Annotated in this window: 25 protein-coding genes; 10 read left to right on the forward strand and 15 right to left on the reverse strand. The window is 61.1% G+C overall.

Annotation, left to right across the window (positions count from 1 at the left end; translation table 11 throughout):
* Position 1: 1 nt before the first annotated feature.
* Positions 2–1,186 (reverse strand): tRNA(Met) cytidine acetate ligase, encoded by a 1,185-nt coding sequence (locus KJS28_RS00890; protein WP_213541373.1) that lies wholly within the window; start codon positions 1,184–1,186, stop codon positions 2–4.
* Positions 1,187–1,418: 232 nt separating this feature from the next.
* Here KJS28_RS00890 and KJS28_RS00895 point away from each other — a divergent pair, with 232 nt between their 5' ends.
* Positions 1,419–3,212, forward strand: coding sequence for an aminopeptidase P family protein (locus KJS28_RS00895; protein ID WP_213541374.1), 1,794 nt, complete (start codon positions 1,419–1,421; stop codon positions 3,210–3,212).
* 61 nt (positions 3,213–3,273) lie between these two features.
* Here the strand turns inward: KJS28_RS00895 and KJS28_RS00900 are convergent, their stop codons facing one another.
* Together KJS28_RS00900 and KJS28_RS00905 are read right to left on the reverse strand one after the other, a co-directional pair.
* Positions 3,274–3,789 (reverse strand): M48 family metallopeptidase, encoded by a 516-nt coding sequence (locus KJS28_RS00900; protein ID WP_213541375.1) that lies wholly within the window; start codon positions 3,787–3,789, stop codon positions 3,274–3,276.
* Positions 3,786–4,004, reverse strand: a complete 219-nt coding sequence (locus KJS28_RS00905; RefSeq protein ID WP_213541376.1) for a DUF1653 domain-containing protein — start codon at positions 4,002–4,004, stop codon at positions 3,786–3,788. Before KJS28_RS00905 ends, KJS28_RS00900 begins: the two co-directional genes overlap by 4 nt.
* 106 nt (positions 4,005–4,110) lie before the next feature.
* Here KJS28_RS00905 and KJS28_RS00910 point away from each other — a divergent pair, with 106 nt between their 5' ends.
* The 8 genes from KJS28_RS00910 to KJS28_RS00945 all read left to right on the forward strand — a co-directional run bounded on the left by KJS28_RS00910 (position 4,111) and on the right by KJS28_RS00945 (position 11,299).
* Entirely contained in the window at positions 4,111–4,587 is a 477-nt protein-coding gene (locus tag KJS28_RS00910) for an NUDIX hydrolase (protein WP_021857814.1), read from the forward strand.
* The gene (locus KJS28_RS00915) at positions 4,584–5,066 is read left to right on the forward strand and encodes a 2-thiouracil desulfurase family protein (RefSeq protein WP_213541377.1); all 483 of its coding nucleotides are present in this window, start codon (positions 4,584–4,586) and stop codon (positions 5,064–5,066) included. The genes KJS28_RS00910 and KJS28_RS00915 overlap by 4 nt, the downstream gene beginning before the upstream one ends.
* Positions 5,067–5,195: 129 nt before the next feature.
* A complete protein-coding gene (locus KJS28_RS00920; RefSeq protein WP_213541378.1) occupies positions 5,196–6,209 on the forward strand; it encodes a LacI family DNA-binding transcriptional regulator in 1,014 nt (337 codons plus the stop codon).
* Between the two features lie 52 nt (positions 6,210–6,261).
* On the forward strand, positions 6,262–7,578 hold the full coding sequence (locus KJS28_RS00925; protein WP_324614747.1) for an ABC transporter substrate-binding protein: 1,317 nt from the start codon (positions 6,262–6,264) through the stop codon (positions 7,576–7,578).
* 207 nt (positions 7,579–7,785) lie between these two features.
* Positions 7,786–8,658, forward strand: a complete 873-nt coding sequence (locus KJS28_RS00930; protein ID WP_213542193.1) for a carbohydrate ABC transporter permease — start codon at positions 7,786–7,788, stop codon at positions 8,656–8,658.
* The gene (locus KJS28_RS00935; protein ID WP_213541380.1) at positions 8,655–9,515 is read left to right on the forward strand and encodes a carbohydrate ABC transporter permease; all 861 of its coding nucleotides are present in this window, start codon (positions 8,655–8,657) and stop codon (positions 9,513–9,515) included. Before KJS28_RS00930 ends, KJS28_RS00935 begins: the two co-directional genes overlap by 4 nt.
* Positions 9,516–9,593: 78 nt before the next feature.
* Positions 9,594–11,081 (forward strand): 4-alpha-glucanotransferase, encoded by a 1,488-nt coding sequence (gene malQ, locus KJS28_RS00940; protein WP_213541381.1) that lies wholly within the window; start codon positions 9,594–9,596, stop codon positions 11,079–11,081.
* A 65-nt stretch (positions 11,082–11,146) separates the two neighbouring features.
* On the forward strand, positions 11,147–11,299 hold the full coding sequence (locus tag KJS28_RS00945; protein ID WP_228298410.1) for a hypothetical protein: 153 nt from the start codon (positions 11,147–11,149) through the stop codon (positions 11,297–11,299).
* 326 nt (positions 11,300–11,625) lie between these two features.
* On the opposite strand, the gene KJS28_RS00950 is transcribed toward KJS28_RS00945, so the two are convergent.
* The 12 genes from KJS28_RS00950 to uxaC all read right to left on the reverse strand — a co-directional run bounded on the left by KJS28_RS00950 (position 11,626) and on the right by uxaC (position 23,576).
* The gene (locus tag KJS28_RS00950) at positions 11,626–12,651 is read right to left on the reverse strand and encodes a sugar kinase (RefSeq protein ID WP_213541382.1); all 1,026 of its coding nucleotides are present in this window, start codon (positions 12,649–12,651) and stop codon (positions 11,626–11,628) included.
* A gap of 12 nt (positions 12,652–12,663) precedes the next feature.
* A complete protein-coding gene (locus tag KJS28_RS00955; protein ID WP_213541383.1) occupies positions 12,664–13,626 on the reverse strand; it encodes a bifunctional 4-hydroxy-2-oxoglutarate aldolase/2-dehydro-3-deoxy-phosphogluconate aldolase in 963 nt (320 codons plus the stop codon).
* A gap of 156 nt (positions 13,627–13,782) precedes the next feature.
* Positions 13,783–14,859, reverse strand: a complete 1,077-nt coding sequence (uxuA, locus tag KJS28_RS00960) for a mannonate dehydratase (RefSeq protein WP_213541384.1) — start codon at positions 14,857–14,859, stop codon at positions 13,783–13,785.
* Positions 14,856–16,487: a mannitol dehydrogenase family protein gene (locus KJS28_RS00965; protein ID WP_213541385.1), complete on the reverse strand. Its 1,632-nt coding sequence runs from the start codon at positions 16,485–16,487 to the stop codon at positions 14,856–14,858. Before KJS28_RS00965 ends, uxuA begins: the two co-directional genes overlap by 4 nt.
* A gap of 18 nt (positions 16,488–16,505) precedes the next feature.
* Complete coding sequence (locus KJS28_RS00970) at positions 16,506–17,168, reverse strand: amino acid ABC transporter permease (RefSeq protein WP_213541386.1); 663 nt, start codon at positions 17,166–17,168, stop codon at positions 16,506–16,508.
* Between the two features lie 69 nt (positions 17,169–17,237).
* Positions 17,238–18,089, reverse strand: a complete 852-nt coding sequence (locus KJS28_RS00975; RefSeq protein WP_213541387.1) for a transporter substrate-binding domain-containing protein — start codon at positions 18,087–18,089, stop codon at positions 17,238–17,240.
* Positions 18,090–18,149: 60 nt separating this feature from the next.
* A complete protein-coding gene (locus KJS28_RS00980) occupies positions 18,150–18,983 on the reverse strand; it encodes a sugar phosphate isomerase/epimerase family protein (protein ID WP_213541388.1) in 834 nt (277 codons plus the stop codon).
* A complete protein-coding gene (locus tag KJS28_RS00985; protein WP_213541389.1) occupies positions 18,983–19,813 on the reverse strand; it encodes a sugar phosphate isomerase/epimerase family protein in 831 nt (276 codons plus the stop codon). Before KJS28_RS00985 ends, KJS28_RS00980 begins: the two co-directional genes overlap by 1 nt.
* Before the next feature lie 3 nt (positions 19,814–19,816).
* Positions 19,817–20,566: a cupin domain-containing protein gene (locus tag KJS28_RS00990; RefSeq protein ID WP_213541390.1), complete on the reverse strand. Its 750-nt coding sequence runs from the start codon at positions 20,564–20,566 to the stop codon at positions 19,817–19,819.
* Positions 20,567–20,632: 66 nt separating this feature from the next.
* Positions 20,633–21,385, reverse strand: coding sequence for a cupin domain-containing protein (locus tag KJS28_RS00995; protein WP_021858483.1), 753 nt, complete (start codon positions 21,383–21,385; stop codon positions 20,633–20,635).
* Between the two features lie 35 nt (positions 21,386–21,420).
* The gene (locus tag KJS28_RS01000; RefSeq protein ID WP_213542194.1) at positions 21,421–22,146 is read right to left on the reverse strand and encodes an amino acid ABC transporter ATP-binding protein; all 726 of its coding nucleotides are present in this window, start codon (positions 22,144–22,146) and stop codon (positions 21,421–21,423) included.
* Positions 22,147–22,148: 2 nt separating this feature from the next.
* Complete coding sequence (gene uxaC, locus KJS28_RS01005; protein WP_213541391.1) at positions 22,149–23,576, reverse strand: glucuronate isomerase; 1,428 nt, start codon at positions 23,574–23,576, stop codon at positions 22,149–22,151.
* A gap of 325 nt (positions 23,577–23,901) precedes the next feature.
* On the opposite strand from uxaC, the gene KJS28_RS01010 reads away from it, so the two are divergent.
* Positions 23,902–24,576 carry a GntR family transcriptional regulator gene (locus KJS28_RS01010; protein WP_213541392.1) on the forward strand — a complete coding sequence of 225 codons (675 nt, stop codon included), beginning with the start codon at positions 23,902–23,904 and terminating at the stop codon, positions 24,574–24,576.
* Positions 24,577–24,616: the final 40 nt, after the last annotated feature.

Consider the following 24,616-nt stretch of genomic DNA (forward strand, 5'->3'; position numbering starts at 1 on the left):
CTCACAGAAGGATGGGGTTCGTGCGCCAGTCGCTGCCGCAGACGCTGCGGGAGGACTGGGGATAGGTCAGGACGTAGAGATCCGTCCAGAGAGACTCCTGACGGAAAAGAGTCTCCGCCGCAGGCCCCAGGCGGGACACGTCACCGGGGCGGGTCAGTACCGGTGCGCCCTGCCGCTGCATCTGCCGCAGCAGATCCCGGCCCCGCTCGTTGGCAGCCAGCACACGGAGATAGGGGATACCGCCCGCCGGGGGCGTGACATCCAGCCACGCCGACAGCAGCATCCGCCTCAGCCGGGAGGTGGGGTAGCGCTTGGTTTTGGCGGTCTCCAGCAGCGCCTCAGGGGAACAGGAGGTGCGTACTGCCTGATAGAACCGGTGGTACAGGCCCTCCTTGCCGCCGTCGTAGGGGAGGAAGTCCTCCTCCCGCAGCTGCCGAAGCCGGGCCAGAATAGCCCGTTGGCAATAGGAAAGGTCCGCCGGGGCCTGTCCCAGCGCCAGTTCCCGCCGCAGCACCTGCGCCGCGGGGGCGGGAAGATAGGAGAGGGCCTCGTCGGTACGGCCGGAGCGCAGCAGCGTCCGCAGATAGGAAGCGGAGGCCGTGTCGCCGGAGGGTGTGCCGTCGTGGCCGGCACCCTGACGCAGGACGGCCAGCGGCTCCATGGGAGCCTTCTGCCGCCGCAGAGCCTTCAGGTACTCGATGGCCAGAATGTCATTGGGACGGGAGAGCATCCGGGGGGGAGCGCCCAACTCCTCCGCCGCCTGCTGCCGGGCCGGGGCATAGGCCATGCCTTGGGCCAGCAGCTGCCGGATGCGGGGCATCAGCTCCGGGCGGGAGAGGGCCGCCTCCGCCGCCTGTAAGGCGGTCAGGTCACCGCACTCGCTGCCGAAGGCCAGATGGGACACCACGCCGGTGGAGGTCAGCAGCGCCACACCGCCGTCGGCAAACCGCTCCGCCGAGGCCATGGCCCACGGGGTGGGCAGCTCCAGAACCAGATCGGCGCCGCAGCGGACGGCCATCTCCCCACGGGCGTGCTTGTGCGCCACGGCGGCGTCGCCCCGCTGGACAAAGTTGCCGCTCATGGCGCATACAAGGGGGGCGTCGTACTGCCGCCGCAGGCCCTCCAGCATCCGGGCATGGCCCAGATGGAAGGGATTGTATTCACATATGATACCAATGGCGTTCACGATGTTCCCCCTTAAAATGTTACAAAAGGTTACAATTCAGTTGCGGGATGCACGGATTTGTGGAAATTTCTCTGGTTTCAACGGAGAAATAAACAATTTGTCGGGTATTTACGAGATCTTGCCAGAATCATACCATACATCCGCAGATTTTGCAACGGAACACTTGGGCGTTGCTTTTTTCCGGCGGTGTGGTACAATAGGGCCAACTGATAAATGAAAGGCGGTAATCGCAATGAACAGCGCTGAAAAGCTCCGACTGCTGCGGCAGCGGATGCAGGAGCAGGGCATGGACGCCTATGTGGTGGTAACGGATGATTTCCACGGCTCGGAGTACGTGGGTGACTATTTTAAGGCACGGGAGTACCTGTCGGGCTTCACCGGCTCTGCCGGTACGCTGGTGGTGCTGCCGGACAGCGCCGCCCTGTGGACGGACGGGCGGTACTTTTTGCAGGCGGCGGATCAGCTGGCCGGGAGCACCATCGACCTGATGCGGGCGGGGCAGCCCGGCGTTCCCACCATCGGGGCTTTTCTGGCACAGAGGGTGCCGCAGGGAGGCACCGTGGGCTTTGACGGACGCACCGTCAGCAGTCTTTTTGCCCGGACGATGGCCGCTGCGCTGGAGGGGAAGAACGTCCGCTTCGCCTATGAGCAGGATCTGGCCGGGGCCGTGTGGCCGGACCGGCCGGCGCTGTCGGCGCAGCCGGTGTGGGAGCTGCCGGCGGAGTGCGCCGGGCTGACCCGTGAGGAGAAGCTGCATCTGCTGCGGGAGAAGATGCGGGAGACCGGGGCAGAGGTACTGGTGCTGACGGCGCTGGACGAGGTGGCGTGGACGCTGAACCTCCGGGGCGACGACGTGCGCTGCACGCCGGTGTTCCTGTCCTTCCTGCTGCTGCGGCAGGAGGAGGCCACCCTGTGTGTGCAGGAGCAGATCCTGTCCGGAGAACTGAAGGAGAAGCTGGTGGCCTGCGGCGTGGCGCTGGCCCCCTATGAGAGCATTTATGACCGGCTGCGGGCCATCCCGGCAGGGACGGCGGTGCAGACGGACAGCGCCACGGCCAACTACTGCGTATTGCAGAGCCTGTCCGGGGCCAAGGTGCTGGACAGACCCAGCCCGGTGCAGCTGATGAAGGCCATGAAGACCCCGGCAGAGCAGGAGAACTTCCGGGCCGCCCACATCAAGGACGGTGTGGCGGTGTGCCGGTTCATCTGCTGGCTGCAGAGCCATGTGGGCAAGGAACCCATCACCGAGTGCAGCGCTGCCGCCAAGCTGGAGAGCTTCCGGGCTCAGCAGCCGGACTATCTGGGGCCAAGCTTTGACTCCATCATGGCCTTCGGCCCCCACGGAGCCATCGTCCACTATGAGCCTACGGCGGAGACGGATGTGCCGCTGGAGCCCCGCAGCTTCTGTCTGGCGGATACCGGCGGACACTATTTGCAGGGAACCACGGACATCACCCGTACCATCCCGCTGGGGCCGCTGACGGAGGAGGAACGCCGGGCCTATACGGTGGTGCTGAAGGGTCATCTGCGGCTGGGAGCGGCCCGGTTCCCGGAGGGCCTGTGCGGGCAGAATCTGGATATTCTGGCCCGGCTGCCTCTGTGGGAGCAGGGGATGGACTACAACCACGGCACCGGTCACGGCGTGGGGTATGTGCTCAGCGTCCATGAGGGGCCGCAGCGGCTCCACTGGCGGCTGCCGGAGAACCAGAAGGTCACGGCGCTGGCAGAGGGCATGGTGGTATCCAATGAACCCGGCTACTATGCCGCCGGACAGTTCGGCATCCGCCATGAGAATCTGGAGCTGGTGCAGCGGGACGGCGAGAACGAGTATGGCCGCTTCCTGCACTTCGAGCCGCTGACCATGGTTCCCTTTGACCGGACGGCGCTGGAGCTGAGCCTGCTGTCGGAGGAGGAGCTGGCGCTGCTGAACGCCTATCATGAGAAGGTGCGGGCTGCCATCGCACCCCATCTGGATGGAGAGGAGCTGGCGTGGCTCATGGCCGCTACGGCACCCATCCTGCGGTAAGAGAAGAATAGAAAAGCCGTCCCCGGCCACTGGCCGGGGACGGCTTTTTTATACGGGAAGCTCACCGTTTCAGCAGGGCTTGGCGGCGCCGCCAGTCCGGCAGGTAACGCTCCACCTCGGCGTAGAAGGCGGGGCTGTGGTTTTTATGGCGGATATGGGCCAGCTCATGCACCACCACATACTCGATGGCCTCCGGGGGATAGGCCATCAGGTACAGGGAGAAGCAGAGGCTGTTTTTCCCGGAGCAGCTGCCAAATCGTGTCCGGGCGGAGGTGATCTTGATCCCGGTGGGCCGGACGCCCATGACCCCGGCCCAATAGGCTACCCGCTGGGGCAGAAGGGTCTTGGCCTGCTGGCGAAGGGCCTCCTGCTCCTGAGGGGTGGGTTCCGGGTGTTCCGCCCGATACCGAACCTGACGCTGCTGCTGGCGATGGATCCATGTCTCGTGCTTTTCCACGAAGGTGCGGATCTCCTCTGCCGGGAGGGTCATGGGCGCCCGCACTATCACGCTGCCGGACTGGTCCACCTGCAGGGCCACGGTGCGGCGGCGGCTCCGCACCACCCGATAGTCCGTCATCGCTCTGCCACCCAAGTGAACCGGGGGCCGTGATAGCCGTCCCGCTCCACGGTCTCCGTCCACATGGACGCAGGGCGCACCCATAGGCCGCCGTCGCCGTAGAGGGCACGGTACACCACCAGCTCCTCCAGTGTTTCCGAGTGGTGGGCGATGCCCAGCACCTGATATTCATTGCCCTTGAAGTGGCGATACCGCCCCGGTTGGATGTCCGCCATATACTCCACCTCCGTTTTTGGGATCAGTATACCACATCGGTTCCCAAAAGGCAAAAACTGTGTTATCATACAGGAAAGGACATATGCTGAAAGGGGAGACTGCACCATGAAGAACACCACCCTGTGCTACATCGAAAATCCGGCCGGGGAGTATCTGATGCTCCACCGGGTGAAGAAGGAGAACGACTGCAACCACGACAAATGGATCGGTGTGGGCGGGAAATTCGAGGACGGAGAGAGTCCGGAGGAGTGTGTCCTGCGGGAGACGCTGGAGGAGACGGGGTTGACTCTTACCGACTATCGGTATCGGGGGATCGTCACCTTTGTCTCCGACCGATGGGAGACGGAATATATGCACCTGTTCACCGCCACCGGCTGGACGGGCCGCATCCGGGAGGACTGCGACGAGGGCGTGCTGGAGTGGATCCACCGGGATCGGCTGGCAGCCCTGCCCCAGTGGGAGGGGGACCGCATCTTTCTGGAGCTGCTGCGGCGGGAGGTGCCGTTCTTCTCCCTGAAGCTGCGCTATGAGGGGGAGCGGCTGGCCTATGCCGCCCTCAACGGAAGGGAGATGGAGCGATGAAGCTGCTGGTCAGTGCGTGTCTGCTGGGAGTGGCCTGCCGCTACGACGGGCAGAGCAAGCTCCACCCGCTGGCGCAGGAGCTGTGCCGCCGCCATGAGGTGATCCCCGTGTGCGGGGAGATCTTCGGGGGGCTGCCCACGCCCCGGCTCCCCTCCGAACGCTGGGAGGGCGGCGTGTTTGCAAGCGACGGCGGTGATGTCACCGATGCCTTCCGTCGGGGGGCGGAGGAGGTGGTGCGTCTGGCCCGGCTCACCGGGGCGCAGGCGGCCATTCTGAAGGAGCGCAGCCCCTCCTGCGGCTCCGGGGAGATCTATGACGGCACCTTCACCGGTACGGTGGTGGAGGGCTGGGGCGTGACGGCGGAGCTGCTGCGCCGGGAGGGCATCCCGGTGCTGGGGGAGTCCCGGATGGGAGAACTGCTGACAGAGGGCGAGGCGTGTTTGGTCAAAATCACAAGAGACCCGGCGAAAAAACTGTGAGATTCTGAAAAAATGGTCCGGCCCCATTGACAGCCTATGTATAAGTTGCTAAGATGGTAGCGTCAACAAACCGAAAACGTTACCGGAAAGGTTTCCAAGTTTTCGGTACTATCTCCGGAGGGATCACCGATGACCATCAAAGATATTGCCCGGCTCTGCGGCGTCAGCGTCAGCACGGTATCCCGTGTGCTCAATGACCGACCTGACGTCAGCGAGGAGAATCGACGCCGGGTGCTGGAGGTCATTGAAAGCTCCAACTACATCCCCAACAACACCGCACGGGATCTGGTCAAGACCAAGTCCGACGCCATTGGATTGGTGGTGCGGGGCGTGTCCAACCCCTTCTACACCGACATCATCCGGGCCGTCGAGGACAGCATCACCGCCGAGGGCTTTACCATGGTGATGCAGCAGATCGGCACCTGCGATGACGAGATCAAGCGGGGGGCTATGATGGAGCGGGAGAAGCGGCTGCGGGGCATCGTGTTTCTGGGCGGACGATCCGACTACACGCCGGAGGAGCTGACCGTGCTGAACGTCCCCTTTGTCTGCTGCTCCTACGCCAATCAGTACGGCACGCTGCCGGAGGGCTCCTACGCATCGGTGTCCATCGCTGACGAGGAGGAGGCCTATCGGGCCGTGACGGAGCTGTATCGCTGCGGACACCGCCGCATTGCGGCGCTGGTGGCCCGCACCGATGACCGGGCCATCAGCCAGCTGCGCTATCAGGGGTATCTCCGGGCGCTGGCGGACTGCGGCCTGCCGACGGAGGAGGAGCTGGTGATCCGCGCCGGGTCCTTTGACATCGGGGACGCCTACCGGGCCACGGCGGAGAAGCTGCGGCAGGAGGCGGACTTCACGGCGGTGTTTTCCATTGCCGACAACATGGCGCTGGGCGCCATGCGGGCGCTGCGGGAGGCGGGACGCCGGGTACCGGAGGACTGCTCCGTTATCGCCATCGACGGGCTGACCATGTCGGAGTATTTCCATCCCATGCTCACCACACTCTGTCAGCCCATGGAGGAGATGGGGCGGCGCAGCGTGGAGATCCTGATGGACATGATCCACGGCCGGGGACGGCCTCGCTGCGAGACGGTGCGGACCGTGCTGCGCCGGGGAGCGTCCGTGCGGCGGATCAACTGAGTTTTTCCCATCCCAAGGGATGTGAAAAATAATAAATGAAGGAGAAATGAAAATGAAGAAGTTTCTTGCATTGGCTCTGGCTCTTGCTATGGCGCTGTCTCTGGCAGCCTGCGGCAAGAAGGCAGATGACAACAACAAGGGCAATGGAGACGAAGCGAAGGGTTCCGTGTACTACCTGAACTTCAAGCCCGAGGCCGACAAGGCCTGGCAGGATCTGGCCAAGACCTACACCGAGACGACCGGCGTGGAGGTCAAGGTCGTCACCGCCGCCTCCGGCCAGTATGACACCATGCTGACCTCCGAGCTGGACAAGTCCGCTCCTCCCACCATGTTCCAGGTGGGCAATCAGGGCGCCGTCAACTCCTATGGCGATTTCTGCTATCCTCTGGATAACACCGACGTCATGAAGGAAATGACCACCCAGGACTTCAACCTGAAGAATGCCAACGGCGAGACCGTGTCCATCGGCTACTGCTATGAGGCCTATGGCATCATCGTCAACAAGGCTCTGCTGAAGCAGGCCGGTTATGAGATCACCGACATCACCAACTTCGAGTCTCTGAAGAAGGTGGCCGATGATATCCACGCCCGTGCCAACGAACTGGGCTTTGACGCCTTCAGCTCCGCCGGTCTGGAGGGCTCCTCCAGCTGGCGCTTCTCCGGTCACCTGGCCAACATGCCCCTGTTCTATGAGTTCCGGGATGACAACGTCACCGCTCAGCCCGCCACCATCAAGGGCACCTATCTGGACAACTTCAAGAACGTCTGGGATCTGTACACCACTGACTCCGCCACCACCGGCGCTGCTCTGACCACCGCCACCGGCGACACCTCCGAGGCCGAATTCGGTCAGGGCAAGGCCGTGTTCTTCCAGAACGGTTCCTGGGAATATGCCAACCTCACCGGCGAGGAGAAGGGCTTTAAGATGAACCCCGAGGATCTGGCCATGATCCCCATCTACTGCGGCGTTGAGGGCGAGGAGAAGTCCGGCCTGTGCTGCGGCACCGAGAACTGCTGGGCTGTTAACAAGAACGCCAAGGAAGAGGACATTCAGGCCACTCTGGACTTCATGAAGTGGGTCGTTACCTCCGACGAGGGCACCACCATGCTGGCTGAGCAGTTTGGCCCCTGCCCCTTCAAGAACGCCAAGACCCCCGAGAACGTGTTCTTTGCCGATGCCAACGCCTATACCACTGCCGGCAACTACATTGTGACCTGGGCCTTCAACTGGACTCCCGCCGTGGATGACTGGCGTGCGGGCGTGGTGGACGCTCTGACCCAGTACACCGTCAACGGCGGCAGCTGGGACAACGTCAAGACCGCCTTCGTGGACGGCTGGGCCACCCAGTATGCCAAGGAGAACGGCTGAGCTATAAGCGCTCCGTTGTAACGCAATAGGACCGGGGGCGGGCTTATCGCCCGCCCCCGATTTTCTCACCTGCGGCGCACAGAGCTGTTGGCCGGTATGGACCGGGCAAGAGCTCCGGGCGCCGCCCGGAAAAAACATAGATAGGAGAGAGGCGTCATGAAACTTCCGAAACACCGCCGGGATGAGGCCGCGCTGAATTCCCGGCTGATCCGCCGCCCCATCAAGCGCATGGTGTGGCTGTTTTTGCTGCCCACCTTTGCCGCCTTCTGCATCGGCTTCCTGTACCCCTTCTTCAAGGGGCTGTTTCTGTCCTTCTGCAACTTCCGCATTACCAGCCAGTGGACATGGACGGGGCTGGAAAACTACCGGAAGGCCTTCCAGGACCCCGGCTATATGCACGCATTCTGGTACACGGCGCTGTTTGCTCTGGTGAGCCTGATCGTTATCAATCTGTTTGCCTTTACCATTGCCTATGCACTGACCCAGAAGTTCAAGGGTACCAACGTGTTCCGCACGGTGTTTTTCCTGCCCAACCTCATCGGCGGCATCGTGCTGGGCTATATCTGGTCCATGATCTTCGACGGCATCCTCATCAAGTACAACACCTCCGTGATCCTGGAGACGAAATACGGCTTCTGGGGTCTGGTGATCCTGGTGTGCTGGCAGCAGATCGGCTATATGATGATCATCTATATTGCCGGACTCCAGGCCGTGCCGGAGGATATGCTGGAGGCGGCCCGCATCGACGGCGCCAACCGCTGGCAGACCCTGTGGCGGGTCACTATCCCCAACGTGATGCCCTCTATCACCATCTGCATGTTCCTGAGCCTGACCAACGGCTTCAAGCTGTTTGACCAGAACCTGGCCCTGACCGCCGGGCGTCCCTTCCAGCAGCTGGGCAACGGAGAGACCATCAAAACAACGGAAATGCTGGCCCTGAACATCGTCAACGCCTTCGGCACCAGCGGCGGCGGCAACCGCGGCGTGGGTCAGGCCAAGGCCGTGATCTTCTTCATCGTGGTGGCGGCCATCAGTATCATCCAGCTTCAGGCCAGCCGCCGCAAGGAGGTGCAGCAATGATCAAAACCGAAGCTCTGCGCCGCAGAGAGCGCCGTCAGGCGCTGCTGACGGTGGTGTTCACCATCATCTCCGTGATCTATCTGATGCCGGTGCTCCTGGTGCTCATCAACTCCCTGAAGGCCAACGCCTTTGTCAACACCGAGACCTTCAAGCTGCCCACGGCGGAATCCTTTGTGGGGCTGAAGAACTATGTCAAGGGCATGACCTTCGGCAACTTCGCCTTCTATAAGGTGGTATTCTACAGCTTCTTCATCACCATTACCTCTACAGCGCTGATCCTGCTGTGCACGTCCATGGCGGCGTGGTACATCTCCCGGGTGGGGAGCCTGGTCAGCAAGATCGTGTACTACCTGTGCGTATTCTCCATGGTGGTGCCCTTCCAGATGGTCATGTACACCCTGGCCCGGACGGCGGACCGGGTGCATCTGAACACCCCCTGGACCATCCCCGTGGTATATCTGGGCTTCGGTGCGGGCCTTGCCGTGTTTATGTTCACGGGCTTTGTCAAGAGCCTGCCGCTGGAGATCGAGGAGGCCGCCGCCATCGACGGCTGCGGCCCGGTGGGCACCTTCTTCCGGGTGGTGCTGCCTATGCTCAAGCCCACCATGATCTCCGTGGGCGTGCTGGAGATCATGTGGGTATGGAACGACTATCTGCTGCCCAGCCTGGTGCTGGACATCAACCAGTACCGCACCATCCCCATCCACATTCAGTACCTCAAGGGCAGCTATGGCACCGTGGACATGGGCGCCACCATGGCCCTGATCATGCTGAGCATCCTGCCGGTCATTATCTTCTATCTGTGCTGCCAGAAGCACATCATCAAGGGCGTGGCCGCCGGTGCGGTGAAGGGCTAAGGAGCATAGAGCCTCCGCTCGGAGGGCGGGGCTGATAAGAATTTCAAAGCATTTCTATAAGTAAGTGAGTGACTACCTATGAATCGAAGCAGCGGCATTCTGATGCCCATTTTCTCCCTGCCGTCCCCCTATGGCATCGGCACGCTGGGCAAAGCGGCGTATGACTTTGCGGACTTTCTGGCGGAGGCGGGCCAGCACTACTGGCAGATGCTGCCCCTTGGCCCCACCAGCTATGGGGACTCCCCCTATCAGAGCTTTTCCACCTTTGCCGGTAATCCCTATTTCATCGATCCGGACCTGCTGGTGGAGGACGGCCTCTTGACGAAGCGGGAGGTGAAGGCCTACCGCTGGGGGGATGATCCCCGCCATGTGGACTACGGCGCTGTGTACGCCAGCCGGCTGAAGCTGCTGTCCAAGGCCAAAAAACGGGGCTGGGAGCGTGACCGGGAGGAGGTCACGGCCTTTGTGACGGAGAACGCCCGGTGGTTGCCGGACTACGCCCTGTTCATGGCCTGCAAGCGCCATTTCGGGATGCGCTCCTGGACGGAGTGGGAGGATGAGGACATCCGCCTGCGCCGCTCTCCGGAAGTGCTGGAGCAGTACCGCACCCTGCTGCGGGAGGATGTGGAGCTGTTCACCTATATCCAGTATTTGTTCTTCCGGCAGTGGGAGGCCTTGCGGACCTATCTCCATGAGAGGGACATCCACGTTATCGGTGACCTGCCCATATACGTGGCCATGGACTCCGCCGACGTGTGGGCCGAGCCGGAGAATTTCCAGCTGGATGACCGGTGCGTTCCCACGGAGGTGTCCGGTGTGCCGCCAGACTACTTCAGCGCCGATGGCCAACTGTGGGGCAATCCCCTTTATCGCTGGGATCGGATGCAGGCCGATGGCTTCGGTTGGTGGATCCGCCGCATCGACGGCGCCGGGAAGCTGTATGACGTCATCCGCATCGACCACTTCCGGGGCTTCGAGAGCTACTGGGCAGTACCCTACGGCGAGACGACGGCCAAAAACGGCCGGTGGGTCAAGGGTCCCGGTATGGCGCTGGTGGGCGTGCTCACCGGCTGGTTCCCGCAGCTGGAGTTCATCGCAGAGGATCTGGGCTATCCAACCCCGGAGGTGGCACAGCTGCTGCGGGATTCCGGTCTGCCGGGCATGAAGGTGTTGGAATTCGCCTTCGATTCCCGTGATACCAGCAGCTATCTGCCCCATAGCTATGGGGAGAACTGCATCTGCTATACCGGCACCCATGACAACAGCCCGCTGGCTCTGTGGCGGCAGGAGGCAGACCCGGCGGATATCGCTTTTGCCAAGGAGTATCTGGGGCTTAACGACGAGGAGGGCTTCAACCGGGGCATCATCCGGGGCGGCATGAGCTCTGTGGCCAAGCTGTTTGTAGCTCAGATGCAGGACTATCTGGAGTTGGGGGCGGGACACCGAACCAATGAGCCGGGGACCCAGTCCGGCAACTGGCAGTGGCGGATGCTGCCGGGAGAGCTGACGCCGGAGCTGGCGCAGCGCATCCGGAAGCTGACCCGCATCTACGGCCGATTGGCCTGAGAGAATAGCGAGAGGGACTGAGCAAATGCCCAGTCCCTTTTTCTTTCCTGCGGAAGGAGAAGACTATGATCCGTGTGTATGAGACGGGACTGCGGCGGGAGGAGGTCACAGTGAACAAACCGAATCCTCAGGCTGTGGGCCTTTACCGGCATATGGGAGTTGAGGTTTATCGGAGGATCGATTGCGGCGAGGAGGGGCCCCTATCCACTGCTTTATAGGAAAACCGTCGGAACTGAAAACAGTGCATGACCCCGGCGGCCAATGGCCGCCGGGGTCATGGAGACTGTCGGAAAAACCCGGAGGTTTTTTCCGGCAAAAGGCTGCAGTCTGCTGTGCGCATAATTTGTGTGCCATAGGCGCACAAATTCCACGCTTGCAGCCTGAGAAGTATTTTCTCTCACGCACATGTCGCGAGAGAAAATGATTTTACTTCTTTGCCGCCTGCGGGCGGCAAACTCTGCGAGGCTTTTTTTGACACGCTGCATGACCCCGGTGGCCATTGGCTGCCGGGGTCATGCTATGGAAAGGAAGGGGATAGAATGATTTACCGCTGCACCCGGCCGGAGCCGTCGCCGCCGGCCAGTTTCTCCACCTCGGCCACGGTGACACGGTTGAAGTCACCCTCGATGGAGTGCTTCAGGGCCGAAGCCGCCACGGCGAACTCGATAGCGCTCTGGCTGTCCTTGCCGTTGAGCAGGGCGTAAATCAGGCCGCCGCCGAAGCTGTCGCCGCCGCCCACACGGTCCACGATATGCAGGTGGTACTCCTTGGAGAAGCAGTAATTCTCGCCGTCGTACAGCATACCGGCCCAGTCGTTGTCGCTGGCGGACAGGGAGGTGCGGAGGGTGATGGCCACCTTCTCGAAGCCGAACCGATCGGCCAGCTGCTTGGCCACGGACTTGTAGCCCTCCTTATTGAGCTTGCCGCCGTAGATGTCGGTGTTCTCCGCCTCGATGCCGAACACGTCCTTGGCGTCCTCCTCATTGGAGATGCAGACGTCCACGTACTGGCACAGCTCCGTCATGGCGGCACGGGCCTGCTCACGGGTCCAGAGCTTACCACGATAGTTCAGGTCGCAGGAGATCTTTACGCCGTGCTTCTTGGCGGCTACGCAGGCCTCCTTGCAGATCTCCACCAGATCGGAACCCAGCGCCGGAGTGATGCCAGTGAAGTGGAACCAGTCGGCGCCGTCAAAGATGGCATCCCAATCGAAATCGGAGGGCTGGGCCTCCTGAATGGCGGAGTGCGCCCGGTCGTAGATGCACACGCTGCCCCGCTGGGAGGCACCCTTTTCCAGATAGTAGATGCCGATGCGATCGCCGCCCCGGACGATGGAGCGGGTGTCCACGCCCAGCCCACGGAGGGCATTGACGGCGCCCTGTCCGATGGCGTGGGCGGGCAGCTTGGTGACGAAGGCGGCGTCCATGCCGTAGTTGGCCAGCGACACGGCTACATTGGCCTCGCCGCCGCCAAAGGTGGCCTGCAGCTGATCGTCCTGAAAGAAGCGATAGTAGCCGTTGGGAGCCAGACGCAGCATGATCTCACCGAAGGTGACGATACGTTTGCTCATAGTGATTCCTCCTTATCTGCGAACCAGATGAATGGCGAAGCCGCCGAATTCACCGTCGATATAAATGGCCTTGGTATTGCCCTTGGCATCCGTCTTGCGGGTCTCCGGCAGGCAGTGGACGCCGTACAGGCCCAGATGATACACCGCCCGGTCCACGTTGCTGGTGGCGATGGCGATGTGTCCGTGGGTGCCCCGGCCGGGGGTCTTGGTACACTCCACGGCGTGGAGGGCCTGTACAGAGGAGTTGCCCATCTGATAGGCGAAGCCGAACATATCGCACAGGGTACGGGCCAGCCGGTCGGCCTCGGCCTCGCTGCCGCAGTTGATGCCCACATGATCCAGAGAGAAACCCAGCATGGTGCGAACGGCCTCCCGGCTCAAGCGGGTGATCTCCGCCCAATTCTCCTGTTGGATGAGGTCCTTTTTCACCATCCAGGTGCCGCCGCAGGCCACGATCTGGTCAAAGACCAGATAATCTGCCAGATTCTTGGCATTGACGCCGCCGGTGGGCATCCATTTCAGGGTCTTGTAGGGGCCGGCCAGAGCCTTCAGCTTGGCCACGCCGCCGTTCTGCTCGGCGGGGAAGAACTTCACCACCTCCAGACCCAGCGCCATGGCCTGCTCCATCTCGCCGGGAGTGGCGGTGCCGGGGACCATGAGCGCACCCTTGGACAGACCGTAGCGCACCATGTCGGGGTTGAAGCCGGGACTGACGATGAACCTGGCACCGGCGTCCAGCGCACGATCCAGCTGGTCGTGGGTCAGCACCGTGCCGGCACCTACCAGCATTTCCGGGACCTCCCGGCTGATGGCACGGATAGCCGCCTCGCCGGCGGCGGTGCGGAAGGTGACCTCGGCCACCGGCAGCCCTCCGGCTGCCAGTGCTTTTGCCAACGGCACGGCCTTTTCGGCGTCGTCGATGGCGATGACCGGGACGATGCCGATATCAGAGATTTGTTTCAGAACAGGATGCATGGATAGACCCTCTTTTCTGTGTAGTAGTGGAAATGGTCAGATGCTGCGTGCTTACACGCAGACGGGAACAAAGGGAAAAACACCGCACCCGGCGTCAGCGCCGGATGTTGCCGGAACACGCTCAGATGCGGTGGTTCTTTCGGGTTTTGGAGGGGGTTACTTGCTGCCCTTCTCCAGCGCCTCCCACAAGCCGGATAGGTACACGGCGCCCAGCGCACGGTCGTAAAGACCATAACCGGCACGGCCCTGCTCATCCCAGATCATGCGGCCGTGGTCGGGGCGAATGTAGCCGTCGAAGCCCACGTCGTGATAGGCCTTCATGATCTCGTAGAGATCCAGACTGCCATCGCCGGAGAAGTGGGCGGCCTCCTCAAATTGGCCGGGGCCGGTGAACCGGATGTTGCGGACGTGGGCGAAGTGGATACGGCCCTGTGCGCCGAACTCCCGCACCATGGCGGGGATGTCGTTGCAGGGGTTGGAGCCCATGGAGCCGGAGCAAAGGGTCAGCCCATTATAGGGACTGTCCACCAGCGACAGGATGCGGCGGACATTCTCGGCGTTGGTACAGATGCGGGGTAGGCCGAAGATATCCCAAGGGGGATCGTCCGGATGGATGGCCAGCTTCACATCGTACTGCTCACAGACGGGGATCACCGCCTTCAGGAAGTACTGAAGGTTGCGGAACAGATCCTCGTGGGACACGGAGGCGTATTGGGCGAAGAGCTTTTTCAGCTCCGCCATACGCTCCGGCTCCCAGCCCGCCATCTCGAAGTCACCGGCACCCTGTTGGATGCGGTCGGCAAAGGCCTGCGGATCAGTGATGCAGTCGATAATGGACTGGTCATAGGCCAGAACGGCAGCACCGTCGAGCCGGGGCTTGGCCAGATCCGTGCGGGTCCAGTCGAACACCGGCATGAAGTTGTAGCAGATGACCTTGACCCCAGCCTGACCCAAACGGGCCACGGTCTGGCGGTAGTTGTCAATGTATTCGTCCCGACTGGGCAGGCCCAGCTTGATGTCCTCGTGGATATTGACGCTTTCGATGACCTCCAGCTCCAGACCGGCGTCGTTGACTTCTTGCTTCAGCGCCCGAATACGCTCCGTGGGCCACAGAGCCCCGGCGGGCATATCCATCAAGGAACTGACAACGCCGCTCATGTTGGGGATCTGCTTGATATAGCGCAGCGGTATGGGATCCATCTGACTGCCATACCAGCGAAATGTCATTTTCATGGCTGATCGCTCCTTACTCTCTCACTCAGCTGCCGGCGCAGGATATCACGCACCGCTCCCGGCCCTGCCAGCATGGCACGGAAATCGTCCTCCACCGTTTTGGCCAGCCCTGCCTCATACAGGTCCACACCGAAGATATCGGCGTTTTGCAGGATGGGACGCAGCTGATGGGTGAAGGTATCGGGCTTTCCGAGGGTTACGTCCGCCAGCAGCGGCTGCAGCTGGGGAAGCAGGGGATCCGGACTCACCGGCATCGTCTTACCGGCATCGTCTACTCCCAGCAGATAGCGGCACCAGCCGGCAAAGACCAGCGGGATATACCGCAGCTGCACCATGGGGAGGCTGCGTTCCCGGTAACGGCGCAAGGTGCCGCCGTAGCGCACTGGTAGCTTCTGAGAGGTATCGGTGGCGATGCGCTGGGGCGTGTCGGGAATGGCGGGGTTGGGGAAGCGCTCATGGAGCACCTGATGAATAAACTCCGTGGGCCGGAGGATGCCGGGATCCTCCACCACCGGGAGACTCTCGCCGGCGATACGTTCCACCAGCGTTACAAGGTCGGTATCTTGCATCTCGGCGGAAATGGTCTGATAATCCAAAAGGCAGCCAAACACCGCCAACGCCGTGTGCAGGGGGTTCAGACAGGTGCCGACCTTCATTTTCTCCGACTTCTCCACGGTGGCCCGATCGGTGAAGTAGACACCTGCCTGTTCCAGCGGAGGCCGACCGTTGGGGAAATGATCCTCCAACACCAGATACTCCGTCACCTCGGCATTGACGAAGGGGGCGGAGACGGTGCCGGTGGCGCTTTTGGTGATGGTCATGCCCGCCACGCCCAGAGCCGTCAGCTGGTCGGCCACCTTCTGGGAGGGGTGGGGGGTGATTTTATCGATCATGGACCAGGGGAAGCTGACGCTCTCCTCACAGGAGAGCCAGCGGAGGAAATCCTCCGGCACGAAGCCGCCCTTCTGCCAGCCCTCGGCAAGGGTCAGACAGCTGTCCCGGAGCTTTTTGCCGTTTTGGGCGCAGTTGTCCATGCTGACCACGGCAATGGGGCTTCCACCTGCCAGAAACCGCTGATACAGCAGGGAGACGGCGATGGACAGCGTGTGCCGGGGCCGGAATGGCCCCGCCGCCAGATCCTGCGCCACCACGGGCAGGAGCGTGCCGTCCATATCCCGGAGGGCATAGCCCTTCTCAGTGATGGTGAAGCTGACCATTTGCAGGGCGGGGTCCCGGAACATCCGGGTGAGGGTCTGCCAGTCGCCGTCCTGCCAGTCCGCCTTCAGACAGCCGGCCACGCTGCCGATGACCTCCCGGTCGCAGGAGCCGTCGGCGTGCATCCGCACCAGAAGGGAGAGGTTGTCGTAGGGGGTATAGCCCTCCGTGGCGGCGCTGAAATTATGGGACGCCGCCGCCACGATGCCGGTATCGGTGCAACCGGCGTTCAAAAGGGTCTGCTGGGCCGCCGCCAGAAAGGCACGGAAGATGTTGCCGGCGCCGAAGTGTATCCAAGTGGGATGGGCCAGCGTCCGCTCCTGCATGGCGGAGACGTCGTAGCGGGGCAGGGCGATGTGCGCCGCCTGCCAGCCGCTCTCGTCCCGCAGACCCTGAATGTTCAGATGAAGCATAGAATGCCGCCCTTCGTATCAGACTCTGGTATCCACCAGATGCTTGCCCAGCTTCTTTTCCAGCTTGCCCTGCAGCCAAGTCAGCATGGTGCTGAAGATCAGGTAAATCAGTGCGGCCTCGCAGTACAGCAGCATGGGCTCAAAGCGAACGGCAATGATGCTCTTGGAAGTCATGAGTATCTCCGGCACGGTGATGGATGCCACCAGAGAGGTATCCTTCAGCAAGCTGATGAAGGAGTTGCCCAGAGAGGGCACCGCCACCAACGCCGCCTGCGGGATAATGACCTCGGTCATGGTCTGGAGCTTGCTCATGCCCAGCGCCTTGCAGGCCTCGAACTGTCCCTTGGGAATGGAAGTCAGCGCAGCGCGAATCACCTCAGAGTTGTAAGCACCTTGGCTGACGACCAAGGCAATGATAGCGGAAGGAATAGGCTTGAGAACGATGCCGATAGACGGCAGTCCAAAGAATATTACGAAGATCTGTACCAGCAGAGGTGTGCCACGGATGACCCAGACGATGAACCATGCAATGCCCTTTAGGGGCGGCAACTTGGACATCCGCATCAGTGCAATGATGAAAGCCAGTACGAGGCCCAACGCAAAGGAAACCAGCATCAGCGGTACAGAAACCGTCAAGCCGGCCCGAAACATGGGCCAGAAGGACTCAAGAAATAGTTCCATAGGGGCTTCTCCTTTTTAAGAGGAGGGGACGCCGCCGGAGGCGGCGTCCCCTCAGTTTCTAAGCGTTGCTTACTTGTTGTACAGGCTGACGCTGTCGGCCACAGTCTGGCCGAAGTACTTGACGGTGAGGTTATACAGGGTCTTGTCCTGGATCATCTCGCTGATGATCTCGGAGACCTTATCGCACAGAGCCTGATCGTCCTTGCGGAACATGGCGGCGGACTCGATCATGTACTTCTGGTCATCGGCGGGCTGGAAAACAGCGGCGATCTTCACGTTGACGTCGGGACGGCTCTTCATGTACTCGTCCACGGCAGCCACGTTGTTGACGTGGCCATCCACACGCTTGGTGTTCAGCATATCCATAGCGCCGGTGAGGTCGGCGTCAGCGGTGGTGGCACCGTAGCTCTGGGCGATCTGACCAGCGGTGGAGGAGGGGGAGTTAGCGCAGACCTTGCCGTCCAGATCCTCGAAGGACTTGATCTCCTCGTTGTCACCGTTCACCACCAGGCAGAAGGGGTTCTCTGCATAGGAGGCAGACACGGCGTACTTCTCCTGACGCTCGGGCTTGGGGTTCACGCCGCAGATAACCACATCGTAGCGGGCGGCGTCCAGACCAGCCATAACGGGATCCCAGCTGTCGGAGATGTTGAACTCAGCGGTAACACCCAGACGCTTGGCAATCTCCTTGGCAACCTCTACCTCAAAGCCGGTGAGATCACCGGTTCCCTCATCGTTGTAGACGTAGGGGATCCAGTTGCCCTCGGCGCCGATGGACAGCTTGCCGGCGTCCAGCACACGCTGCAGGGAGTTGTCGGTGTTGTTGTCACCGTTGTTGTCGTCGGCCTTTTTGCCGCAGGCAGCCAGGGAGGCGATCATCATCAGAGCGAGGACCGCTGCAAGAATCTTTTTCACTTTCATTCGTTTCACCTTTTCCTCTTTTTTATTTATTTTTCAGCTGACGCTGAGAAATACGTTGGTTCAGTCCTCCAGAAAACGTTCCAATACCCGGAAGTTTCTGCGGTCTGCGCTGAAGGGGTCGGTAAAGTAGTGCTCGTCGGCCACCTCCTGCACCAGATAGCCGGTGAAGTGGTGGGCCTGCATGATCTGAAGCTGGCGGGACAGGGACGTGTTGCCGTCGCCCCATACGTTGTGGAGCCAAGGGTCGCCATCCAGAAAGTGCATATGGATCAGATCGCCGCCGAAGGCGGCGAACCAGTCCTCCAGCGTCTCACCGGCGGCGCCGGTGGCGATGTTGTCCACCATCATCTTCAGGTTGGGGTGGCCGATCTGCCGGTACATCTCACGGGCACGGGGCAGGTCGTAGACCAGATTGCTCTCGTCGTCCCGCAGGGATTCCATTACCAGAAGGATGCCTTCCGCTTCCGCCACACGGCACAGGCGGTACAGATGATCCCGACAGCGGTTCCACATGGTACTCTCGTCCTCGCCGGTGTAGCCCCAGCCGGAGTTCACCACCACCCGGTCGGCACCCAGTTGGGCGGCCAGACGAATGGCGTTGGAGAAGTAGCGGAAGGAGTATTCCAGCAGCTCCGGCTCCTGCGAGGCGTACTGATACTGGTAGGCGATGCTGGGGGCGGTGACGGACACCACCCGGACATCGTGATCCAGAAGCTTCTGTTTCAGAGCGGGGACGTCGCCGGTGCCCTCGTGGTCCAGCCAGAAGTGGGAGACGCCGCACCAGAGCTCGATCTGGCGGATACCCAGACGCTGCTGGCAGTCCAGAAAATAGTCCAGCGAGAAGCGGCGGTAGTGCTGGTTCATGTTCACCAGCTGACTGCGGCGGATGCCCATTACGCCAGCACCTCCTTCATGGCGGCCACGGCCTTTTCATCGGGGTAGGTGGGAGAGTCGATGTAGCGCTCACCGGGGAGATACAGGGAGAAATCGCCCTGATAGCCGCCCTCTGTCAGCTGGCAGAGGTAGCGGTCCACCGGCAGAACGCCGTCGCCCCACGCCCGCCAGCCGTGCCAGTTGCCGTCGCACAGCCGCACCAGACCGATGCGGCCGGGGAAGAGAGAGAGCCAATCGGCCACGGTATCGCCGTTGGCGCTCATGACGTTGGTATCCAGACACACGCCCAGCGCCGGGGAATCGACCCACGCCAGCATCTGGGAGAGCTGCCGGGCGGTGTTCAGCACCGGGGCCTCGGCAATGAGGGGCGTTTCAGCGCCCATCACCGGGGCCAGCAGCAGCGTCACGCCCTCCACCTGCGCCGTATGGCACAGGTGGGTCAGCATGGCGGCTGCGTGCTCCGCCAGTTCCTGCGGCGGGATGTCCCAGCAGGCCCCGGCGGCGCTCAGCACCAGCCGGTGACAGTTCAGCTCCGCCGCCAGACGGATGCAGCTGTCGTAGTAACCGATGGTGGCGTCCCGCTGCTCACCTGCCGGGGCGGTAAGAGAACAGCGATAGGGAGGCGGCGTTAGGACGCTGACCCGAAGGTCTGCCCCTTGCAGGGCGGCTCGCAGGGGGGCAACGTCGGCGTGGCCCCGGTAACCACAGAAAAAGTGCGGCACCTGCGGCACAAAGTCCAGCCGCTGGAGGCCCAGACGCTGCATGGACTCCAGAAAGACCGGCAGGGGGAAGCGGTTATATTGCCCATTGGAGCCTAAAAGCCGATCCATTTCTTACTTGATCTCGCCGGGATAACCGTTCTCGCACAGCTCAAACCACACATAGGCGAACTTCTCGCCGTCGGCGCACTCGCTGCCGTGGTGGGAGCCGTGAGGGGTGTAGGTGATGTCGCCGCCCTGCACGTGGATCTTTTCGTTTTCGGCGGTGTAGGTGAAGGATGCACCGGGCAGCATGATGTACCACTGCTCCAGCTCATTGTGGATGTGCTGGCCGATGTAGTTGGGGCCGGTGCCGAAGTTGGCACCCATGGACAGACGGCCCAGATTGCGGTGCTCCAGCAGCATCATCTGCTGAATGTCGGCGCCGGTGAAGTCCTCCTTGTAGTGCCATGCACCGGACACACCACGGAAGCGGGGCAGGCTCATGTGGGCTTCCTTCAGGCAGGTCTTGTCATAGTCGTTGAGCTCGGTGACAAAGTGGACGATCTCCATGGTCTCCTTGGCATCGGCGGCGCAGTGGAAGGTGACGCTCTCCTTGTCGAAGTCGGGGACAAAGACGGAAACCTCGGTGATGTTGAATACACGGCGGGGGGTGACGATGTAGCCCTTGCCGGCGGTGATGAGGAACACCTGATTGTGCTGCTCACGGGTATACAGCTCGGCGGAGAAGTCCGCACCGGGCTGCAGGGAGATGCGCTCCACGGTGGCATCCTTATAAGCGCCCTCCAGAATGCTCACACGGGAGACGCCGTTGACATAGTTGTGCTGGATATCAGCACCTCTCGAAATCTTGACCAGAGCCATGATAAATTCTCCTTTACAGTATGGAAATATCGGTATCTGCGCCTAAAAGAGGCGTGGAAAGCGTTTTTACTTGATCTCGCCGGGATAGCCCTCGATGCACATCTCGAACCAGATGTAGTCGCACTTCTTGCCGGCCTCCACACGGCTGCCGTGCCAGAAGCCGGTGGGGGTGTAGGACAGGTCGCCGCCGGTCATGTGGACCTCCTCACCGCCTGCGGTATAGATGAAGTCGGAGCCGGGCAGGGGGAAGTACCACTGGGCCAGCTCATTGTGGATGTGCTGACCGATCTCGATGGGGCCGTTGCCCTTGACGCAGCCCATGGACAGGCGGCCCAGATTGCGGTGCTCCAGCAGCATCATGGAGGTGGTGACGGAGTTGTCCTTAAAGTCCTCGTCATAGGTCCAGCCCTGAGAGATGGTGCGGAAGCGGGGCAGCACCATGCGGGACTCTACCAGACAGGTCTTGTCGTAGTCGTTGAGCTCAGTGACGATGTGCAGGAACTCCAGAGGCTCCTTGCTGTCGGCGGAGCAGGTGATGGTGAAGCGCTCGGTGTCGAACTCCGGGACGAATACGCCGGGCTCATTGATGTTCCAGGCCTGACGGGGCGTGGTGATATAGCCCTTGCCCTTGGTGAAGAAGAATAGCTGGTTGTGTTCGGTGACGGAGTAGACGTCGGGGGTGATGGAGTGGCCGGGCTGCAGGGCGCAATGGGCGAAGCAGGCCTGATCAAAGGCGTTCTCCAGCACGGGTACACGGGCGAAGCCGTCCTTGAAATCGTACTTGACGTCGCTGTACCGGGCTACCTGAATGAGAGACATAGTAGGTTCCTCCTGTTTGTTTAAGTCTGTTTTTATCAAAGCATCTTGCTGAGAAAATCCTGCAGACGCTTGTTCTTGGGATGTGCGAAGAATTCCTGAGGCTCGCTGTCCTCCACGATGACGCCGCCGTCGATGAAGATGACCCGGTCGGCTGCCTCACGGGCAAAGCCCATCTCGTGGGTTACCACCAGCATGGTCATACCTTCAGCGGCCAGCTTCTTCATAACGTCCAGCACCTCACCCACCATTTCGGGGTCCAGAGCGGAGGTGGGTTCGTCGAAGAGCATGACCTCCGGCTGCAGAGCCAGCGAGCGGGCGATGGCGATGCGCTGCTGCTGACCGCCGGAGAGCTGATTGGGATAAGCGTCACGCTTGTCTGCCAGTCCCACAGTCTGGAGCAGAGCCATGGCACGCTCCTCGGCGGTTTTCTTATTCACGCCCTGCACCTTCACAGGCGCCAGCATGATGTTGTCCAGCACGGTCTTGTGGGGGAAAAGGTTGAACTGCTGGAACACCATGCCCATACCCAGCAGGAGCTTGGTGCTCTCCTTGGGCGGAGCGGTGACCAGATCGGTGCCGTGATAGATGATGCTGCCGCCGGTGGGCTTTTCCAGCAGGTTCAGACACCGCAGGAAGGTGGACTTGCCGCAGCCGGAGGGGCCAACGATGGCCACCACCTCACCGGGCTGGATCTCAATATCTACGCCCTTGAGGACCTCGTTCTTGCCGAAGGTCTTTCGCAGGCCCTTAACGCTGATCATACTCATTTTTCATACCCCCGTAAGTGATGGTGCTGGAATCCGAAATAGGAAACGCTGTTGCGGTAGCAGATATCGGCCACCATCTCCTCCAGCAGGGGACGGTCGTCCGGGTATTGGCCCTCCTCCACCCAGCGGCCCAGCAGACCGCACAGGATGCGGCGGAAGTACTCGTGCCGGGTGTAGGAGAGGAAGCTGCGGGAGTCGGTGAGCATCCCCACGAAGTTCCCCAGCACGCCTCCGGCAGCCAGACCCTTCAGCTGGGCCTCCATGCCGTCCTTGCAGTCGTTGAACCACCAGGCAGAGCCGTGCTGCAGCTTACTGCGGACTCCCTCACCCTGATAGCAGCCCATAAGGGTCACCAGAGCGGTATTGTCGTTGGGATCCAGCGAGTAGAGGATGGTCTTGGGCAGGGCCTCCTCGGCCTCCAGCGTATCCAGCAGCCGGGCCAGATCCGGCAGGTTTACCGCCGGGCCGATGCTGTCATAGCCGGTATCGGGGCCCAGCTGGCGGAACATCCGGGTATTATTGTTGCGCTGGGCGGCGAAGTGCAGCTGCATGACCCAGCCCCGCCGGGCATAGCCACGTCCAAAGTACAGCAGCAACGCCGTCTTATACTGCCACAGCTCCTCCTCGGTGATGGGGAGGCCGGTCAGCCGCTTTTGCAGGATGGTATCCAGCGCTGCCGTGTCCGCCGGGCGGAACACGATGTTGTCCAGTCCGTGGTCGGCTACGGTGCAGCCGTGAGCGGCGAAGTAGTCCATCCGGTGTTCCAGTGCCGCCAGCAGGGTGTCCATGTTCTGGATCTCCGTCCCGGCAGACTGAGAGAGTTTAGCAATGTAATCGGCAAAGTCTGGCTTTTCCAGATTTACCGCCTTGTCCGGGCGGAAGGCCGGTAACACCACGGTCTCCAGCGTATCATCGGCGGCCAGCTGTTCGTGCCAGCAGAGGTCATCTGCCGGGTCGTCGGTGGTACACAGCAGAGTGACGTTGGACTTCTTCAGAATGTCCCGCACCCGCATCCCGTCGCCGATGACCTTCTGGCAGTGTTCCCACACCGCATCGGCGTTGCGGGAGGTGAGATAGCCGTCAAAGCCGAAGTAACGCTTTAGCTCCAGATGGCTCCAGTGGTAAATGGGGTTGCCCACAGCCCGCTCCAGTGTGGCGGCCCATGCCCGGAACTTCTCCTGATCCGGTGCATCGCCGGTGATGAGATGCTCCGGCACACCGCAGGCCCGCATCAGGCGCCATTTGTAGTGGTCGCCCTCCAGCCACAGCTGGGTGAGGTTGGCAAAGGAGCGGTTTTCTGCGATCTCCTTGGGGCTGACGTGGCAATGATAATCCATGATGGGCTGCTTCTCCGCCACACCGTGGTACAGCTCACGGGCCGTCTGGGTATCCAGCAGAAACTCCTCGTCCATAAAATGCTTCATTTTCAGTGACCTCCGTCCGAAGGACAGCGTGATCTTGCATCGCACTGACGTTATTTATATATCATCGATATATCTGTGATATATTTCTTGATTACGAGGATACCATAGTTTAGGAGGGGTGTCAAGTTGAAAATGCAGCCATTTGCCTAAAAAGCACCGATTTTTGCCGATTTTAATGTACAAATTTTACGAGTAAATCTTGTGCAAAGTGACAAAGAGGATTGACAAATGCAGGAAGGAATAGTAATATAAGGAGCGTCTGATATATTATATGATTTGAAATAATGGACTGGTGATATATTACACGCCAATCAGGGAGGTATCTATGCCACGCATTGCCACTGAAAAACAAAAATGTCTGTCCCGTGTCGCCTATGACCGCATCAAAGTCATGATCCTGCAAAAGGAGCTGATGCCGGGGCAGTTTATCAATGAGTCACAGCTGCAGGAAACACTGGAGCTGGGAAGGACACCGGTGCGGGAGGCCGTGCTGGCGCTGGCACAGGACCGGCTGGTGACCATCCATCCCCGCAAGGGCATCGAGGTCACACGCCCTACACCCAAGGACATCCACGATATCTTCGAGATTCGTGGGATCATGGAGCCTGCCATTCTGCGCCAGTGCTGCGGCATGGTGGATCCACAGTGGGCTGTGGATATGCGGGCGCTGCTGCAGGGTCATGCCGATGATACGGCCTCCAACGCCGGCGAGACGGCGGCACCGCTGATCGATTTGGATAACCGGTTTCATCTGGAGTTGGTGGACGTGTTTCACAATCAGTATGCTTCCAACCTCATGCGGAGTCTGGTAGACTTCCTGAACCTGATCCGGGTCACGGCGTGGAGCGCTGACCGCTATCAGACCAGTAACCGGGAGCATATCGACATTCTGGATGCCATTCTGGAGAAGGATGTAGATCGGGCCTGCCGTCTGATGGAGGAGCACATCCAGCTGTCGTATCAGGAGGCCATCCACACGATGATGCACGCCTCCTTCTGAGTAAAAGAAAAAAGAGGGGACAGCCCATTGGGCTGTCCCC

The organism is Vescimonas coprocola (genome assembly GCF_018408575.1).
In the GTDB taxonomy this organism is placed as follows: Bacteria; Bacillota; Clostridia; order Oscillospirales; family Oscillospiraceae; genus Vescimonas; species Vescimonas coprocola.